This window comes from Ignavibacteriales bacterium, from assembly GCA_016709155.1.
Taxonomy (GTDB): Bacteria; Bacteroidota; Ignavibacteria; order Ignavibacteriales; family Ignavibacteriaceae; genus JADJEI01.
This window is the reverse complement of the sequence record JADJEI010000014.1, coordinates 112,172-128,514: the sequence shown is the minus strand read 5'-3', so window position 1 is coordinate 128,514 and position 16,343 is coordinate 112,172. Positions and strand designations below refer to the sequence as shown.

21 protein-coding genes and 1 tRNA gene are annotated in these 16,343 nt (G+C 33.2%); 9 read left to right on the top strand and 13 right to left on the bottom strand.

Annotated elements, in window-relative coordinates; all coding sequences use genetic code 11:
• Positions 1 to 92: 92 nt before the first annotated feature.
• From rho to IPH11_19340, 8 genes are all read left to right on the top strand, one after another.
• Entirely contained in the window at positions 93 to 1,340 is a 1,248-nt protein-coding gene (rho, locus tag IPH11_19375) for a transcription termination factor Rho (protein ID MBK6915712.1), read from the top strand.
• Between the two features lie 292 nt (positions 1,341 to 1,632).
• Positions 1,633 to 2,142 carry a hypothetical protein gene (locus tag IPH11_19370; GenBank protein ID MBK6915711.1) on the top strand — a complete coding sequence of 170 codons (510 nt, stop codon included), beginning with the start codon at positions 1,633 to 1,635 and terminating at the stop codon, positions 2,140 to 2,142.
• Between the two features lie 88 nt (positions 2,143 to 2,230).
• Positions 2,231 to 2,722, top strand: coding sequence for a GWxTD domain-containing protein (locus tag IPH11_19365; protein MBK6915710.1), 492 nt, complete (start codon positions 2,231 to 2,233; stop codon positions 2,720 to 2,722).
• Positions 2,719 to 3,330, top strand: a complete 612-nt coding sequence (locus tag IPH11_19360) for a 4-hydroxythreonine-4-phosphate dehydrogenase PdxA (GenBank protein ID MBK6915709.1) — start codon at positions 2,719 to 2,721, stop codon at positions 3,328 to 3,330. Before IPH11_19365 ends, IPH11_19360 begins: the two co-directional genes overlap by 4 nt.
• Positions 3,327 to 3,701: a 4-hydroxythreonine-4-phosphate dehydrogenase PdxA gene (locus IPH11_19355; GenBank protein MBK6915708.1), complete on the top strand. Its 375-nt coding sequence runs from the start codon at positions 3,327 to 3,329 to the stop codon at positions 3,699 to 3,701. The genes IPH11_19360 and IPH11_19355 overlap by 4 nt, the downstream gene beginning before the upstream one ends.
• Complete coding sequence (locus IPH11_19350) at positions 3,694 to 3,951, top strand: hypothetical protein (GenBank protein ID MBK6915707.1); 258 nt, start codon at positions 3,694 to 3,696, stop codon at positions 3,949 to 3,951. The genes IPH11_19355 and IPH11_19350 overlap by 8 nt, the downstream gene beginning before the upstream one ends.
• A gap of 17 nt (positions 3,952 to 3,968) precedes the next feature.
• The gene (locus IPH11_19345; protein MBK6915706.1) at positions 3,969 to 4,415 is read left to right on the top strand and encodes a hypothetical protein; all 447 of its coding nucleotides are present in this window, start codon (positions 3,969 to 3,971) and stop codon (positions 4,413 to 4,415) included.
• Between the two features lie 15 nt (positions 4,416 to 4,430).
• Positions 4,431 to 5,111, top strand: a complete 681-nt coding sequence (locus tag IPH11_19340) for an ATP-binding cassette domain-containing protein (GenBank protein MBK6915705.1) — start codon at positions 4,431 to 4,433, stop codon at positions 5,109 to 5,111.
• Here IPH11_19340 and IPH11_19335 read toward each other — a convergent pair whose 3' ends face one another.
• The 3 genes from IPH11_19335 to IPH11_19325 all read right to left on the bottom strand — a co-directional run bounded on the left by IPH11_19335 (position 5,112) and on the right by IPH11_19325 (position 6,420).
• Complete coding sequence (locus tag IPH11_19335; GenBank protein ID MBK6915704.1) at positions 5,112 to 5,765, bottom strand: adenylate kinase; 654 nt, start codon at positions 5,763 to 5,765, stop codon at positions 5,112 to 5,114.
• 27 nt (positions 5,766 to 5,792) lie between these two features.
• Complete coding sequence (locus IPH11_19330; GenBank protein ID MBK6915703.1) at positions 5,793 to 6,239, bottom strand: nucleoside deaminase; 447 nt, start codon at positions 6,237 to 6,239, stop codon at positions 5,793 to 5,795.
• Positions 6,240 to 6,346: 107 nt separating this feature from the next.
• Positions 6,347 to 6,420: transfer RNA gene (locus IPH11_19325), tRNA-Arg, on the bottom strand.
• Between the two features lie 523 nt (positions 6,421 to 6,943).
• On the opposite strand from IPH11_19325, the gene IPH11_19320 reads away from it, so the two are divergent.
• Positions 6,944 to 9,055 (top strand): hypothetical protein, encoded by a 2,112-nt coding sequence (locus tag IPH11_19320; protein ID MBK6915702.1) that lies wholly within the window; start codon positions 6,944 to 6,946, stop codon positions 9,053 to 9,055.
• Between the two features lie 28 nt (positions 9,056 to 9,083).
• Here the strand turns inward: IPH11_19320 and IPH11_19315 are convergent, their stop codons facing one another.
• From IPH11_19315 to IPH11_19270, 10 genes are all read right to left on the bottom strand, one after another.
• A complete protein-coding gene (locus IPH11_19315; GenBank protein MBK6915701.1) occupies positions 9,084 to 9,455 on the bottom strand; it encodes a type II toxin-antitoxin system VapC family toxin in 372 nt (123 codons plus the stop codon).
• Positions 9,439 to 9,684, bottom strand: a complete 246-nt coding sequence (locus IPH11_19310) for a hypothetical protein (protein MBK6915700.1) — start codon at positions 9,682 to 9,684, stop codon at positions 9,439 to 9,441. The genes IPH11_19315 and IPH11_19310 overlap by 17 nt, the downstream gene beginning before the upstream one ends.
• Before the next feature lie 333 nt (positions 9,685 to 10,017).
• Positions 10,018 to 10,965, bottom strand: a complete 948-nt coding sequence (locus IPH11_19305; GenBank protein MBK6915699.1) for a VCBS repeat-containing protein — start codon at positions 10,963 to 10,965, stop codon at positions 10,018 to 10,020.
• Between the two features lie 189 nt (positions 10,966 to 11,154).
• On the bottom strand, positions 11,155 to 11,541 hold the full coding sequence (locus IPH11_19300) for a hypothetical protein (GenBank protein ID MBK6915698.1): 387 nt from the start codon (positions 11,539 to 11,541) through the stop codon (positions 11,155 to 11,157).
• 51 nt (positions 11,542 to 11,592) lie between these two features.
• Positions 11,593 to 12,018, bottom strand: coding sequence for a hypothetical protein (locus tag IPH11_19295; GenBank protein MBK6915697.1), 426 nt, complete (start codon positions 12,016 to 12,018; stop codon positions 11,593 to 11,595).
• A 58-nt stretch (positions 12,019 to 12,076) separates the two neighbouring features.
• Positions 12,077 to 13,066, bottom strand: a complete 990-nt coding sequence (locus IPH11_19290) for a T9SS type A sorting domain-containing protein (GenBank protein ID MBK6915696.1) — start codon at positions 13,064 to 13,066, stop codon at positions 12,077 to 12,079.
• 110 nt (positions 13,067 to 13,176) lie between these two features.
• On the bottom strand, positions 13,177 to 14,232 hold the full coding sequence (locus tag IPH11_19285) for a hypothetical protein (GenBank protein ID MBK6915695.1): 1,056 nt from the start codon (positions 14,230 to 14,232) through the stop codon (positions 13,177 to 13,179).
• A gap of 28 nt (positions 14,233 to 14,260) precedes the next feature.
• A complete protein-coding gene (locus IPH11_19280) occupies positions 14,261 to 15,004 on the bottom strand; it encodes a hypothetical protein (protein ID MBK6915694.1) in 744 nt (247 codons plus the stop codon).
• 35 nt (positions 15,005 to 15,039) lie between these two features.
• Complete coding sequence (locus tag IPH11_19275) at positions 15,040 to 15,399, bottom strand: hypothetical protein (protein MBK6915693.1); 360 nt, start codon at positions 15,397 to 15,399, stop codon at positions 15,040 to 15,042.
• Positions 15,400 to 15,408: 9 nt separating this feature from the next.
• On the bottom strand, positions 15,409 to 16,296 hold the full coding sequence (locus IPH11_19270) for a membrane dipeptidase (protein MBK6915692.1): 888 nt from the start codon (positions 16,294 to 16,296) through the stop codon (positions 15,409 to 15,411).
• Between the last annotated feature and the right edge of the window lie 47 nt (positions 16,297 to 16,343).

Genomic DNA, 16,343 nt, shown 5'->3' with positions numbered 1-16,343 from the left:
GATAATTTTTGAAAACCAATATTTTTTTAAAATCTATATTCTATAATCTTTTTCATTTCCACTAACAAATCTAATGGGATTCTATCATGCCTATGGACATTTCCGAGCTTAAGTCGAAGAAAATCGTTGAATTAAATGAACTTGCAAAACAACTTGAAATTGCAGGATACAGCGACTTACGAAAACAAGAACTAATTTTCAAAATTTTAGAAGCGCAGTCTTCTAAGGATGGGTTAACATTTTCAAAGGGTGTGCTCGAAGTATTGACCGATCAATACGGCTTCCTGCGTTCCTCTGATTACAACTACCTGCCATCGCCCGATGATATTTATGTTTCTCCCTCCCAGATAAAAAAGTTTAATCTAAGAACAGGTGATTTTGTTAGTGGACAGGTTAGACCTCCAAAGGATGGTGAAAGGTTTTTTGCTCTCCTTCGGGTTGAGGCAGTAAATAACTTAGATCCTGCGGCAATCAGAGATCGTACGCTCTTTGATAATTTAGTTCCAGTTTATCCGACAAAAAAAATATCACTCGAAACTGCTCCGGGCGAATATTCTATGCGCATTATGGATATTCTTGCCCCGATTGGCAAAGGACAGCGTGGTTTGATCGTATCCCCTCCCAAGAGCGGTAAAACAGTACTACTTCAAAAAATCGCAAATTCAATTACAAGAAATCATCCCGAAATTAAACTTATAATTCTTCTTATTGATGAGAGACCTGAAGAAGTTACTGATATGGAGCGCACAGTTAAAGCTGAAGTTATCAGTTCTACATTTGATGAACCTGCTGAAAGACATGTGCAGGTCGCCGATATGGTTATTGAAAAAGCAAAACGACTTGTCGAAGCAAAAGAGGATGTGGTAATTCTTCTTGACAGTATTACAAGATTAGCGCGTGCACACAACATCGTAGTTCCTCACAGCGGAAGAATACTTTCCGGGGGTGTTGATTCCAATGCTCTTCAAAAACCAAAAAGATTTTTTGGAGCCGCTCGTAACACAGAGGATGGCGGCAGTTTAACCATCATTGCTACAGCGCTTATAGATACCGGCAGCAGAATGGATGATGTTATCTTTGAAGAATTCAAAGGTACCGGTAATATGGAACTGGTGCTAAATCGTGATCTCAGTGATAGAAGAATCTTTCCTGCTCTTGATGTTAATCGTTCCGGCACAAGAAGAGAAGATCTCTTGTTGAAAGAAGATGATCTCCAAAAAATGTGGATACTTCGAAAAATCATTAGTGATTTTTCTCCAGTTGAAGCTATGGAGTTTCTGCTTGATAAAATGCGCGGCACTAAGAACAACAAAGAATTCCTGAACAATATGAATAGCTGATTTCTTTGTCCTTTTATTTTGGGCTTTTCAAATGTTTGAATGAAATTTAGATTCAACTTTTGAAAAGCCTTTTTATTTTTAAAAGTGTCTTATTCGTGTTAATTTATTTGAAAGTAATTCATGAATTATAAATTTTTTTATTTAGTATTTACACTTTGTAGTCTCACATTAATTTACTCACAGCCCCGCACAATCCCTTTCTTTGCTGAAAGTATTCTTGTTCCGTGACTCAGGTATATCAATAACTTATTCTTTTAGAATTCCCTACAGTTCGCTTGTGTTTGAAAAGGATATGGATACTTATAGCGCTGCATATCAAATAAATGTTGAATTGTTTGATGATGATTCCGTCTTTGTTGCGCGGCAAATAAAACAAAAAAAAATTCTTACCCTCGATTTTAACAAGTCTATTGATAATAACACTTTCGATCAAGATGTAATTTATCTATTTAGTGCAAAGAAAACATTTAAGTTGAGAGCAATATTGACGGATGTAAATTCAAAGCGGGAGTATTTGATAAAGGCTGATGAATTAAATAAAGAAGTAATGGTGCAGAACGATTTGATCAAGCCTATCATTATAAATTCAAAGAAAATTACTTGTGATGGGGAGGAGGTGCTTCAGTTATCTAACTTCAATGGGTTTATTCCGTTCAGCCAGGAAACTTTTTCTCTTTTAATCCCTGTAATTGATACTTCAATTAGCCAAATTAATTATTCGATGTTAAATAACAGAGATACTGTAATGATGTCGAGTACGAATTCTTACATTTTCAATTCGTTAAACATAGATTTCGTGTGAGAATCAAATCGTCCTAAAAAGTTCTCATGAGAAAAAAATAAAATGTTTTATCATTAAAGATATTTCCTCAAAGTTATTGGAGGGGGATGTGGTATTCAAAATCAATTATAATAAGGATCAAAAGACTACAGAAGAGTTCATCTTCAAATCTTTGTGGATCAACAAACCGGTTTCACTTGCAGACCCTGAGGAGGCTATTTCTTATCTGAAAATAATAGAAAAGGAGGAGGTTGTTAAAACGCTTCTTTCCAATGATGAAAAAGATTACGTTAGTGCACTGAACAAATATTGGGGGAAATATGATCCTTCACCGAATACAAGCTACAACGAGCTTATGGCTGAATACTATTTAAGGATAGATTATGCCAATTTGAATTTTAGACCAATCTCAGGTAAAAGCGGTGTGAATACAGATCGGGGAAAAGTATTTGTTAAATTTGGACACCCGGCTAAAATTGATAGAATATCAAACGACGATGGCTACATTATAGAAAAATGGTTTTATGAAGATGCAAACAATGTTTTTTCATTTATTGATAAAACCGGAACCGGGGATTTTCAACTTTTGAGTGAAGAATGAAGAGATTCGTTTTTACTTGCGGCGATATAAATGGCATCGGTCCCGAAGTTGTTATTAAAACTCTTAACAAAATTTATAAAAGAAAAGATTCAGCTTTTACCTTTATTTGCCCGCGAAATGTATTTGAGTTGTATTCAAAAATTACACCCCCCAAATTCGACTTTTATTATTCCTATGATATAAATGCACTTAAAAATAAATCAGTGAATATATTTGATCTCGGCAACGTAAAAATCACACTTGCTAAGCCAACAAAATCTTCCGGAAGAATTGCATTCAGTGCAATAGCCATTGCGGCTAATGCATGTCTCTCTAATAAATTTTCTGCGATGATTACCGCCCCAATTTCAAAGGAAAGTTTCAATAAAGCAGGGATTAATTATCCCGGGCATACAGAATTGCTTGCTGAAATTACAAAGCAAAAGAATTTCGTAATGATGTTCTTATCTCAAAAGATGAAAGCAGCACTGTTAACAATTCATATCCCGCTCTCAAAAGTTCCCTCTGTAATTACAAAGGAATTGCTTTCGTCAAAACTTGAAACAATTGTAAAATCATTAAAGGAAGATTTTAATATTTCTAATCCAAAATCGCAATACTTGGTTTGAACCCGCACGCTGGTGAAAATGGTATTCTCGGGAAAGAAGAAGTAAATATCATCACGCCATTCATTAAATCATCAGCGTTAAAAAAGAATTTGTTTGGTCCTTTTCCAGCTGATGCATTTTTTGCAAACCATAATTATAAAAATTACGATTTAGTCTTTGCGATGTATCACGACCAGGCACTTATTCCATTCAAGATGCTGAACTTTAACGATGGGGTTAATTATACCGCCGGACTTCCAATCATCCGAACTTCACCTGATCATGGTACGGCTTTTAACATTGCCGGTAAAAACATCGCAAGTGAAAACAGTATGCTGCAAGCATTTAATTATGCGAATAGGATTTCAATTAATCGCTTGTACAATGACTGAGAAAAATATTTCTAAGCCTTACGAAAATCTTTCAATTGTTTACAATAGAATAATGCGTAAAGTAAACTATGAAAAATGGGCGGAGTATATCTGGACAATTGCTGCAGCAAATATTGATGGGGAAATCTTTGCTCTTGAACTTGGAAGCGGTACTTGCAACTTTGCAAATATTTTAAGAAGGAATGTAAAATCAATTGTGGCTTCTGATATTTCTTCGAGCATGCTTTTTCAATCAAATGATAAAAACTGAAAAAAATTTGTTTTGATATGTCTGCTATTCCATTAAAGAAAAAATTTAATCTTGTGATTTCATTATTCGATAGTGTTAATTATCTCACTTCAAAAAAAAAGTTTTTTAGCATGCTGAAAGATGTAGAAAGCATATTAGCCGACGATGGTATATTTACTTTTGATGTTAGTCTCGAAAAGAATAGTTACAAGTTTATTAAGTACTCAAACCATAGCGGGAGTATTAAAAATATTCAATACGATCATCAGACTAACTTCAATCCTAAAACAAGAATTCACAAAAATATCTTTGTATTAAAATTTAAGGATGGCAAACAGATCATCGAGAAACATAAACAAAAAATTTACCCGTTTAATTTTTATTTTGAAGTGATAGAAAAACAAATTTATATGTTGCTGAATGTTACCGTGCATTCACATTTACAAAAGGAAGTCCTAATTCGGATCGGCTGCAATTTATTCTAAAAAAAAGGAAGCAAGATGCTCTCTCTTACTGATATAGTTTTTAAATATGGGAATCACCCTCTTTTTGATGATCTAAATATAGAAGTTGTTCCAGGCGAATTTTGTTTTTTAATAGGCAAAAGCGGGGTGGGGAAGAGTACTCTTATGCAAATGATTTACATGAATATTTTTCCCGACTCCGGGATCGTTAGAGTCGGCGAGTTTGATTCTAAAACGATCAAACCAAAAATGCTCCCTTTACTCAGACGAAAGTTAGGAATTGTGTTTCAGGATTTTAAATTATTAAAAGATAGAAATATCTATGACAATCTTTCTTTTGTACTTGAAGTCCTAAACACACCTCGAAGCGAGATAACAAGAAAGGTAACAAATGCACTCGCTGATGTTGGACTTTCGCACCGCCGCAGCAGCAAACCAAATGAACTTTCCGGAGGCGAACAGCAGCGTGTAGCAATTGCGCGTGCTATACTTAATGAACCAATGCTAATACTTGCCGATGAACCAACAGGCAATCTTGATCCAGAAACTTCTTCCGAAATTCTTGAAATACTTATGAAAATAAATTCACGAGGCACAGCAATTTTGTTTGCAACTCACAACTACGAAATTGTAAAAAAAGTAAATTCGAAAATTTACAAACTCGAAAACGGCAAAGCTTTCAAAGCTGTCATCAAACAAAAAGCGGAAGCCGAATAATTATTTTTTTCTGCTCATCAATGCAGCCACAATCGAATCATTGACTAATTGTACTGAACCAATTCCATTAATTGTCAGAACTTTATTCTGTTGTTGATAGTGATCAAACACAGGTTTGGTTGATGAATTAAAAACAGCAATTCTATTTCGGATAACTTCTTCCTGATCATCTTCCCGCTGATAAAAACTGTTTTCAGCATTGCAAATTGGACAGTTCGTGACTCCTTTAATTTCCTGTAGAGTAAAGATTGTTTGACAGGATTTACATGCTCTTCTGTTGGTTAGTCTTTTTACAATTTCATTTTCATCTGCAGTAAGATATAATAACACAACATTTGAAATATTCATCTCGCTTAATAGATTGTCAAAGGCATTAGCCTGTTTCACAGTTCTTGGAAAACCGTCAAGTATAAATCCATTATTACAATCGTCTTGTTGAAAAGTATCTTTTATTAATCCGATCATCAAATCATCAGGAACAAGTTCACCTTTGCTCATTATGGATTGAGCCTTCAAACCAAGTTCTGTCTTGTCTTTTACTGCCTTTCTTAAAATATCACCAGTGGAAATATGAGGTATGTTCAAATTTGAGGAAAGGATTTTTGCTTGTGTTCCTTTGCCTACGCCGGGGAGTCCAAATAAAATTATTCTCATGATAGTTCCAGATTTTGTGAATAAATTTTAGTGATTAGTTTTTTGTGAACGCTTTTTTTTGAAAAACTGTGTGAGTAATAAATTGCTTTCTTCTGAATAAAGACCTGAATAAACAGAAATATTATGATTCATTTTATTTTCTTCGGCAATATTGTAAATAGAACCACAAGCTCCAAATTTTGAATCGAATGAAGAAAAATAAATTGAGTTAATTCTTGCCGAAAGGAGAGCACCGGTACACATAATGCATGGTTCGAGAGTAACAAATATATCGCACTCAGTCAATCGCCAATTGGATAGATGATTTGCGGCTGCAGTGATCGCAATCATTTCATCGTGTGCTGTTGGGTCGCTAAGTTTTTCTACTTGATTATAACCCCTACCGATGATTCTATTGTCTTTTACAACTACTGCACCAACGGGCACTTCATCATCTTCAAATGCTTTTTCAGCTTCCTGAAGTGCTGCAAACATAAACCGATATTTATCTTCAGAGAATAGCAATCTAATCACCCTTCAAAATGTACGAGCCTGTTTTGGAGAATTGTACATTGTACATTTTTAATTGTTAATTGAACTAGTACGCCCGGAAGGATTCGAACCCTCAACCCTTTGATCCGAAGTCAAATGCTCTATCCAGTTGAGCTACGGGCGCATTAATTTCGAGAACGATAAAATCTATTTGATCAATAATTTTAAATATCAATAACTTGCTCCGCAAAGCGGGGTTGAGCTACGGGCGCATTATTAAGTTCTCAATGGGATCTATCCCATTGAAAAAGAAAAACAAAAATTTAATCAATAACCGTTTTAACGGTTTATATTTTTAGCTCATCAACTCACAACAAGTAATAAAATATTTACACCTGAATTTACAATTTAGAATTAAGAAATTATAGGAGTATTTAAGGATATATTTTTTAAGATCACTATTAGATTCTTTTTTCTGCCATTCAATTGGCACATTGAGCTTGTCGAAATGTAACGAGCATTCTTCAAAAACTCAAACTTCGGCAGGCACAGAATAATATGGAGAACCTTATTTCTAAAATCAACTGACACTAATTTCACGAATTACCACTAATTTTTTTTAATAATTCGTGAAAATTAGTGTAATTAGTGGCGGAGATTTTTCTTTTTTCTAAATGAACTAACTTTGTTATGCCAAAGGAATATTTTTGAATACTGATATCCTGCTTACAATAGAGTCTTCAAGACTATCTCTGCATTCGGAATTAAGCAGAAACACATCTGCCCGCCACAAAGTATTTGCTCTTCAAAATTTTATTAAACTTCTATTTGCCTCAAACAATTCACTTCTGGTCGAAAGTTATCTTCCCGAATTTATAGATGCTTATAAAAGACTTCTCGATCTATTCTTACCCGAAGGAATTGACATTAAGATTACTGATTCTATAATCGAACAGATAAAAACGATACTTCAAATTCAATCATTAAAAAATATCACCAGCGATTTAGAAAATTCTCTTCATTCACTTCAAGAAAAAACTTTGATTATAAAAAATGCTCTTGATGGAATTGAAAGTGATGACAGTACACGAAAGCGTTTTATTTTTCCTCTGCTCTCCAAAAACAATGACAACGAGAATAATATTGATGGCTATTTAGACACAATCACCCTTCACTTAAAACCAGTAAACACTTCACAAAAGTTTTTTACTATTCCCGATGAAATTGAAAAAGATGAACTGTTAACTACACAACTAAATAATTCCTGGCAGGCAGCAAAGAGTTTTGTACAAAGCAAAGTAAAAAAAGATAACCAGAATTTTGAAGTGTTCATTCACTTTAACGGAAGCTATGGAGTTTACCGCGGCAGTTCACTTGGAGTGGTTTTAACTTTATGTTTTATTGAAGAACTATTAAAGTTTTATAACTCCAACACAGTTGCGCGTACAGCAAACAGTATGGTTTTCACCGGTCCAATGGATGGGGCAGGAAAGATAAACTCTGTTTCAGCGGAAATAATAAAAGCAAAAACTGCAGCAGTATTTTACTCACGTGCAAAAATGTTTGTTGTACCGTTTGATGATTACCCAGCCGCAAAACAAAAACTTGACGAATTAAAAACACTTTATCCCAATCGAAACTTAGAACTAATTCCCGTAACAAACCTTGAAGACATACTGAACCGAAGGAACATAGTAGAGATTAAAAAACTAACACCCGTACAGCGAAGCGGCAGATTTGTAAAACACAACTGGGCAGGAATTCTTACTGCAATATTATTGACAGTGCTGCTTTCTTATTTCTTCGTACTTGATTTTGATGATAACCCAGCTTCGGTTTCAGCTGATGGACAATACATTTTTGTTAAAAACAATAATGGAAAGTTGCTTTGGAAAAGACATTTGAGATTGGATGAACTTTCTGTGGGAAATGAAAATTATTTATCCAAGTTCAGTAAACTGATTGATGTGAATTCTGATGGTACATCAGAAGTATTAATTGCAAATGAACAAATTGGGAAAAATGGTGAATTTAACACTACCTGCGCGTTAAGATGTTATGATAAATATCAGAACTTGCTTTGGAAATTTTCTTTTCAAGAGAAAGTAAGTTCTTTGCGAGAGGATTTAGAATCAATGTATACAATTTATATGATTGATACTCTTATGATCGGAAAGAACAATTCACTTTTTTTGTTTGCTAATAATGGGAATTCTTTTAGTTCCGCAGTATTTGCAATTGATCTTACTACCCAGAAAATTAATACTGGTATTCTATGGTCTTCAGGCCATACTTACGATGGTAAAATTAGAGATATAAACAATGATGGTAAAAAGGATATTTTATGTATTGGTTTAGACAATGGTTTTGAAGATGCTATATTTTTTGGATTTAATTTAACAGGTGTCAATTGTATAAGACCAACAACAGATAATTATCAAATAAAAAATTATCCAGTCTCAGATTTTATTTGTTTAATTAGAATACCTAAGACTGATTATGATTTTGCAGTACAAAATCGATTTCAATCAATTCATATGGGAACTCTTAATTATTTAAGCAATACAAAAGAATATTTTTTTATAATAGACTCAGATATGAAGAATTCATTTTCAGGTATTTGGTATAAGTTAACCCAAAATCTTATTGATTTTAATATATCGGTTGATAATCAATTCCGTGTTAAAAGAGATTCACTTGTAGCAAAAGGGATCCTTAACCTACCGTATTCCGATACAAAGGAATATGAAAATATCCTCAAGAACAATATCCTTTATTGGAAAAATGGCATATGGGTGAAGAAGGAAGAGATGGAATGAATAGTAAAAATCCTGACATACATATAGTCTAATCATCAAATGGATTATAGAGTTTAATCTTTTTAATTTTATTAAAATCTTTTAAATTTCTTGTACATAAAACAAGTTCATTAACGATTGATGTTGCTGCAATAATTGCATCAGCCAGTTTAAGATTATACTTACTCTTTAGTTCAATAGTTTTAGAAACGATCTCTTCCGAAAATCCGATAACCTCAAGTATATTAAATATATTTTCAATTCTTAATTTTTCATTAGAAGTAATTTTGCTGTATCCAAGCACTTCGATTTTGGATATTATAGAAACAGCGGGAAGATTTTCGATTATAAAATCAGAAATAAACTTGTAATCAGGTATGCATGAATAAATAATGATATTACTATCAATTAAGTACTTCACGATCAATCCTTATTTGCTTCTGCCATTTTACAACATCTTTAATTTCTGCAAATGGATTAGACTTATGGAGATACTTATAAATACTTTTAAGTTTATCTGATTGTGATTTTCTATACTGATCCTCATCAACAATATTAACGCTCAGTCTTTTACTCTTTAGAGTTTCCATGTCAGGCTTATCTAATAATACAAGCACGCCATTTTTATAAACAGCATTTAGAATTTCCACAAACATTTTCCTTTTTTTTTGTAAATATATCTTAAAACAATTACAAATAAAACCACTTATCTACGATATGGTAGCATAATCATTCCATATACAGAAACAAAATAATATTAGCTGGTGGTGTTTGGTAAAACTCTTTCCATCCAATAAGGCATTGTAAAAAACCTTGTATGTTTAAAGTACAATAAAAGACATAATGTTCTTTGACATAATGAAAAAATTTGTTTCCTTACGGAAGTAGAAGGAAAGGCAAGCGGGTTAAACAAACTGAACTGGATTAATAATAAAAGCTGCCGCAGTTTTCACCGCGACAGCCTCCAGATGAATGTTAAAAAATTATTTCCTTCCGATTATATCTGCCATACCGTCTCCATTAACGTCAGCAATATGAATATCGTAATTCAGGTCCCAGTAGTTTTCATTCCAAGATCCTCTTGAAGTTGATAATCCATTTCCATTGGAAATTCCTACTTTAATCATACTAGTTCTTCTATTTCTACCAATGAAATCAGCTTTACCATCACCATTAACATCTGCAATATGAATATCGTAATTCAAATCCCAGTTTCCCCAGCTAGTTGAACCATAAAAGTTACTGCCTGATGATATACCAACCTGAATATCTCCATCGATTTCACTCCTTCCGATTATATCTGCCACACCGTCTCCATTAACGTCGGCAATATGAATATCGTAATTCAGGTCCCAGTAGTTTTCATTCCAAGATCCGCTTGAAATTGAAAATCCATTTCCATTGGAAATTCCTACTTTAATCATACTAGTTCTTCTATTTCTACCAATGAAATCAGCTTTACCATCGCCATTAATATCTGCAATATAAATCTCATAATTCAAATCCCAGTTTCTCCAGCTAGTTGAACCATAAAAGTTACTGCCTGATGATATACCAACCTGAATATCTCCATCGATTTCACTCCTTCCGATTATATCTGCCATACCGTCTCCATTAACGTCGGCAATATGAATATCGTAATTCAGGTCCCAGTAGTTTTCATTCCAAGATCCGCTTGAAATTGAAAATCCATTTCCATTGGAAATTCCTACTTTAATCATACTAGTTCTTCTATTTCTACCAATGAAATCAGCTTTACCATCGCCATTAATATCTGCAATATAAATCTCATAATTCAAATCCCAGTTTCTCCAGCTAGTTGAACCATAAAAGTTACTGCCTGATGATATACCAACCTGAATATCTTGGGCTTTTAAGAAAGTTATTCCCATTAAGAATAATATTAAAATCTCAATGAAATAATTCTTCATTTTTTGACCTCTATAATTAGTTAAAACCTATATTCCTAAATTTTCATCCATTTATAAATTATGATGATCTAACTGTTATTGTAATTACAGAAGATCAGCCTACTAATCCTATCCAAAACCTGTGATTAAATTATGCTAATATCCTAATTAAACACTTTCAACAATAAACGAATAAAAACTGAATAAAATCTACTGGTAAGAGATTTCACGGTAATTCCCACTACCTTGCCATTTTATGTAATCAATTTTAGTCTTTCTTTCTCTATTAGCATAATCTTCACTAAGATAAGGACCATTTACCACAGCCACACTACTGGACAATTCCAAGCTATAAGTATTATACACAGCACTTAAATAACTACTTTGAATCTTGCCATATGGAGTATTTTTGTAATATTTAACTGGACCGAATATTCCGTAGTAATGCTCACTTACAAAATAGTAGCCGTCGTCCATAATCTCAGAATCCGGTATGCTTGGATTTCCAGTGGTTAACAAACGGGCTAATGGACTACCACACCCATTAAAAAGTATGGCAAGAAGTACAAAAAAAATACAAATGTGAATATATCTCATTTTAACTCCTTCGTTAATATTCTATAAATCAGTATTTCAAGAATGAGGTGATTATTTTATTAGTTTCCTCAATAGCCCATCTAAAAATTTTGTTGTTTTGTCTTCCTCATATGGAATGATACTTTCACCGTAATTACCTTGATTTATTATTACTAGATTTTGTTCCAAGCCAAGCCCGTAATCCTTATGAAATATTCCGCTAATCTGGACTTTTTCACCTTCTGTAATCCAGGCTTCTTCAAATGCAAGTCTGACAGTCACAAAATCTCCGTTATCTTCAGACAACTGAAATTTCATTGCTCTATTTCCTGTGCCATTTATGAAGGTCTCAAGATATCTGACAGTTCCAATCATACCTAAAAATTTTCCTTCATACTTATCTGGAGAGTTTAATACTTCCGATGAAGTTAAAAGTAATTGTGAATAAGAAAATCCTGATAACAACAAAACAAAAATCATAATAATTTTAATTTTCATTTGATCACCTTAAAAGTATTTGAGAATAATAATTTTTAAAAATTGAAGATGCCAAAAATCATTTCATTAGTATCAGTTTTTTACTCTGATTAAATTTTACCGATCTCATTTGATAAATGTAAACACCACTATGCAATTCGCTTGCATCCAAATCTATCCAATAATTACCGGTGGTTTTTATTTCATCAACCAATAACTTGATCTCTTTTCCAAGAATATCATAAAGTCTTATTGTCACCGGGCTTTCTGTTGGAACAGCATAGTAGATCCTGGTGACTGGGTTAAATGGGTTTGGAAAATTCTGATGAAGAGAATATTCAGTTGGTTGATTATTTAATATGTCATGAACATCTACTGGAGGTGTTATTGTGAAGTTGCCATTATTTAATCCAAAAATATTAGTTGGATTGCCAAATGATTCTACTCTAATTCTACAAGTACTTGAAGGATTATCCGGGACAGTAATTAATTCAGTACTGTCATTAGTAGTATTACTTTTTAATGTTATTGGAAATGTTAAACTTCCATCGGTGTCTAATTTTATATTAACATTTCCCAAAACATTTACTGAAGTCCAAGTCACAGTTTGTTGACTGAGAGCTTCCCAAATTGTACCAGTGGAAGGTGTTGTAACAGTAATTATTGGTGCTTCGCTAATAGTGAAAGTGTTTGAACTGGTATCTGCAATCGAACTATTTAAAACATCACTTATCCTTACTTTACATTGAGTAGAAGGGGTATTTGGGATCATCCAACTATAGGTACCAGAATTTGCTGATGTAGAATTGATTACAGGATTCCAATATATTCCATCATCAATTGAATATTCAATTTTTACATTTTCTATACCGATGGTTGACCAGGTAATATCTTCCTGACTACCAACTTGCCAATTTTCACCACCATTTGGTGAGGTTAATTCAATGCTGGATAGGGGAAGGGTTGTAAATTGAAGATCGTTACCGTATATCCTTGCTCCATCACACATCTCTGCTATAAGACGATTATGATAGGGGGTATTTTGCTGAAGTCCACTAATGTTAGACAATACTATTAGATTTGTATTTCCTGAACCACCTGATTGAGTAGGGGTAACATTTCCATAACTCGTTGTTAGTCCATACTCAAAAAAGTAATCTACATTTGAACCATTTGGATTTAGGGTCCTTTTAAAGTCGCAGTAGTTTGTGTAACATTTACAGGGTCATTTGTTGTGACTAATGGTGGAGTAAAAGTAGGAGTTACTGATCGGTAGATTCCATATCCCGTATTATTACGATATGTACCAGCATATATAAATCCATCTTTAGTTAATAGAAGCGAAATAACCTGGACATACGGCAATCCTGAAGATATTGCCTCCCAATTATTTCCTAAATCTGTAGTTCTATAGACTTCTTCAAAATCTTGTCCTTGAGTTGCTAAATAAACATAGTTTGAAGAATTAATGGCAATATCAGATGTAATGTTTGTAATGATACCATTATTTTTCACTTCCCATGAGTAACCATCGTCAACCGATCTCCACAATTCTCCACCATTAAATGACATATATATATAGTTATTACATTCATCTACTTTAATTCTAGTAATGTAATAGGTATCACTTGTCGTCGGTGCCCAAGAATCCCCATTATCAGTAGAACGATATACTCTGCTAAAAGTATCTGTGGAAACTGAAGCTAATATATCCCCATTATGTAAGATCACTATATTATGAATGATAGTAGGGAAACTAGTGGGAATCCCATTATCTAATAACTGCCAACTTGTTCCTTTATCTAGACTTCGATATATACCTTCAGCGGTTCCAACAAATATATTTTGTGTCCCCTTTATTGCAAGAACAGACACTATATCTGTTGGTGTAGTAGTTACTTGGCTCCAAGTCTGAGCATTATTAGTAGACTTAAATAATATTCCTGGCCACTTAGTACCCAAATATAAAGTACCATCAAAGTCCCCACGAATACAAGATATATTCAGGTTTGTTAACCCAACAGTCAATAAGCTCCAATTTGTACCATTATTGGTTGAACGATAAATGCCAATATTTTGGGCACTAGCATAGATATATTCATTTTCATCTTGAAACATTGCATAAGTAATTATATATCCAGGGGCACTTGTTTGTTCCCAAAAATTTTGGCCACTTGTAAAACTTGTTATTAAAATTATAATTAGAACTATGATGGAAAATTTTGTTGATTTCATTGTGAATCCCGATTTAATATTTATAAATCTATCTTGATGTTAATTTTACTTTTGGTTGATAATAACCTTTGGCTACTATCTTTATTTCACTATCGAGCAGGGTGCTGCCTAAGATTTTGAAAGTTAGCAAAACGCTTTCTCCCTTTTCCAGTTTCAAATACTTTTCATCAGGTCGCAATAATAATTCTCTTATCACAAGAGCAGCTTCAGGTTCTATTCTGGCTCCATCAACTTCCAAATAGATATGATCCAAGTAAGATGTTTCTTCAAGCTCTTCATTTATCAAAACTGATAGTTTATTATCTATAACGTATTGTACTGGTATTGTGAGTGGTTGGTATAAATCTAAAGATTCAGAATTTTGATCTTTAATTGTTTCCTTATATTTGATAAACTTTTCACCGTTGAAGAGATATACCCAAGGACAAGAATAAGCACAATAGTTAGAAAGATTTGCAACATCACCTCTAAAGTCTTCAAATTTTTGATTGAAATAAGTAACGTCCCCTCTCTCATAAGCATTTTTCATTTCTGCATAGTCGGTATGCAATAGATTTACTGAATGCTGATTTAGACTTGAATTTACAGCATCATTTGCGCTGATCCACTCTCCCTCAGGCGTGGTAATTAACTTCGCCTCAAGTAAATAATCCTCATCCATCATAATCATTACAGCTAATCCAACAGGATCTTCTTCAAGTTCACTGCCTCTAATTGCATCACCACCGACCTCGCTAACAAAGGTTCTACAGTATGAATCCATATTTGTCATTTGACCTGTTTGAGGATCATATACAGGAATATTTTTTACCCCAGTATTACCGCACCCTGTACAAGTCTGTCTGCCTGTTTTTTATATTCAAATATTTTTCTTGGGTTTTTTCTTATCTCAGATGTGATTTCCTTAGTTTTTTCGATAGTCCTTTGATACGTTCCGCTATATTTATTATTTAGTTTTTGAATATTATTAGTAGAATTATTTATCACCTCTCTTGTTTTTTCTTTGATCTTATCTTTATTGTTATCATAATATTCTTTTACTTTTTCTTTCCCCTGATTAATTATTTCTCTGCCTTTATCTTTTATTTTATCCCACAAATTTTGGGAATTTATGGAAGACGGAAATGCAAAGGCTAAAAAAATCACTATCACAACTAACTTTTTCATAAGTGCCTCTTAATTAATTTTATTAAATATTTTTAAAAGATTATTAATTGTAAAACCTTGAATTTCCTGGCTCGTTAAATTACTTTTGTCATAATGTAATATCTCTCTGGGCAAATCCGCTAATGAATGAACACCAACTATTGGTTGGATATCTGAACAGTAATCGGATCCTATAAAAACATTTTTCATATTCATATCATTAACTAGAAATTCTAATAACTCGAAGTAGGTGGCGATTGTGGTTTTTTTTGTAGGCATTTTACTAATGTAGGGTTGGTGAATTATCAACCCTATTCCACCATCTATCTTTTTAAGTTCTTCAATTTGCTCGTTTCTCAGATTACGCGGATGCTCATTAAGGTCGTATAAGCCTGTATGTGAGGATAAAACTAAACCATTTTTTTCTATGCAGATTTTCAGAATGTCTCTAAAACTATTTAAAGAAGTATGAGCAACATCAATGATAATTTTATTTCTGATTAATTTTTCGATTAATGCCTTACCTTTTTCAGTCAGCCCCATATCATTTTCTTTCGAGCAATAGCAACAGTTACCTAATTCAGTATCATTATTATGAATTATGCCTACAACCATAATGTAATGTTCAGTATCGATATCAAGAAGTTTATTGATTGAACTCTCTGTCAATCCTTCGATTGTAATGAATAAATTAAGTTTACTAGTATCCAAGCTATGAGGATTAAAGGATGTAAGGAAATCACAATTTAATTTGAGAATTTCATCGTATATATTGTACATTACAATAATTACTGAATCCGGAATAACTTTCATAACAATCTTGTTATAATCTGGTACGGTAAAAACTATCCCGACCAATCTACCGCCAACATTGAAATATTCTTTTAATTGATTTACATTGTTTCGGTATTTTATCATACTGATTCTCATACATTTCTGAAGCAAAACCCGAATAATGCGCATCT

Coding starts and splice junctions, on each gene's coding strand:
- rho (MBK6915712.1), top strand. CDS start 93: ATGGACATTTCCGAGCTTAAGTCGAAGAAAATCGTTGAATTAAATGAA.
- IPH11_19370 (MBK6915711.1), top strand. CDS start 1,633: ATGGATACTTATAGCGCTGCATATCAAATAAATGTTGAATTGTTTGAT.
- IPH11_19360 (MBK6915709.1), top strand. CDS start 2,719: ATGAAGAGATTCGTTTTTACTTGCGGCGATATAAATGGCATCGGTCCC.
- IPH11_19350 (MBK6915707.1), top strand. CDS start 3,694: ATGACTGAGAAAAATATTTCTAAGCCTTACGAAAATCTTTCAATTGTT.
- IPH11_19345 (MBK6915706.1), top strand. CDS start 3,969: ATGTCTGCTATTCCATTAAAGAAAAAATTTAATCTTGTGATTTCATTA.
- IPH11_19340 (MBK6915705.1), top strand. CDS start 4,431: ATGCTCTCTCTTACTGATATAGTTTTTAAATATGGGAATCACCCTCTT.
- IPH11_19335 (MBK6915704.1), bottom strand. CDS start 5,765: ATGAGAATAATTTTATTTGGACTCCCCGGCGTAGGCAAAGGAACACAA.
- IPH11_19330 (MBK6915703.1), bottom strand. CDS start 6,239: ATGTTTGCAGCACTTCAGGAAGCTGAAAAAGCATTTGAAGATGATGAA.
- IPH11_19305 (MBK6915699.1), bottom strand. CDS start 10,965: ATGAAGAATTATTTCATTGAGATTTTAATATTATTCTTAATGGGAATA.
- IPH11_19300 (MBK6915698.1), bottom strand. CDS start 11,541: ATGAGATATATTCACATTTGTATTTTTTTTGTACTTCTTGCCATACTT.
- IPH11_19295 (MBK6915697.1), bottom strand. CDS start 12,018: ATGAAAATTAAAATTATTATGATTTTTGTTTTGTTGTTATCAGGATTT.
- IPH11_19285 (MBK6915695.1), bottom strand. CDS start 14,232: ATGAAATCAACAAAATTTTCCATCATAGTTCTAATTATAATTTTAATA.
- IPH11_19280 (MBK6915694.1), bottom strand. CDS start 15,004: ATGACAAATATGGATTCATACTGTAGAACCTTTGTTAGCGAGGTCGGT.
- IPH11_19275 (MBK6915693.1), bottom strand. CDS start 15,399: ATGAAAAAGTTAGTTGTGATAGTGATTTTTTTAGCCTTTGCATTTCCG.
- IPH11_19270 (MBK6915692.1), bottom strand. CDS start 16,296: ATGATAAAATACCGAAACAATGTAAATCAATTAAAAGAATATTTCAAT.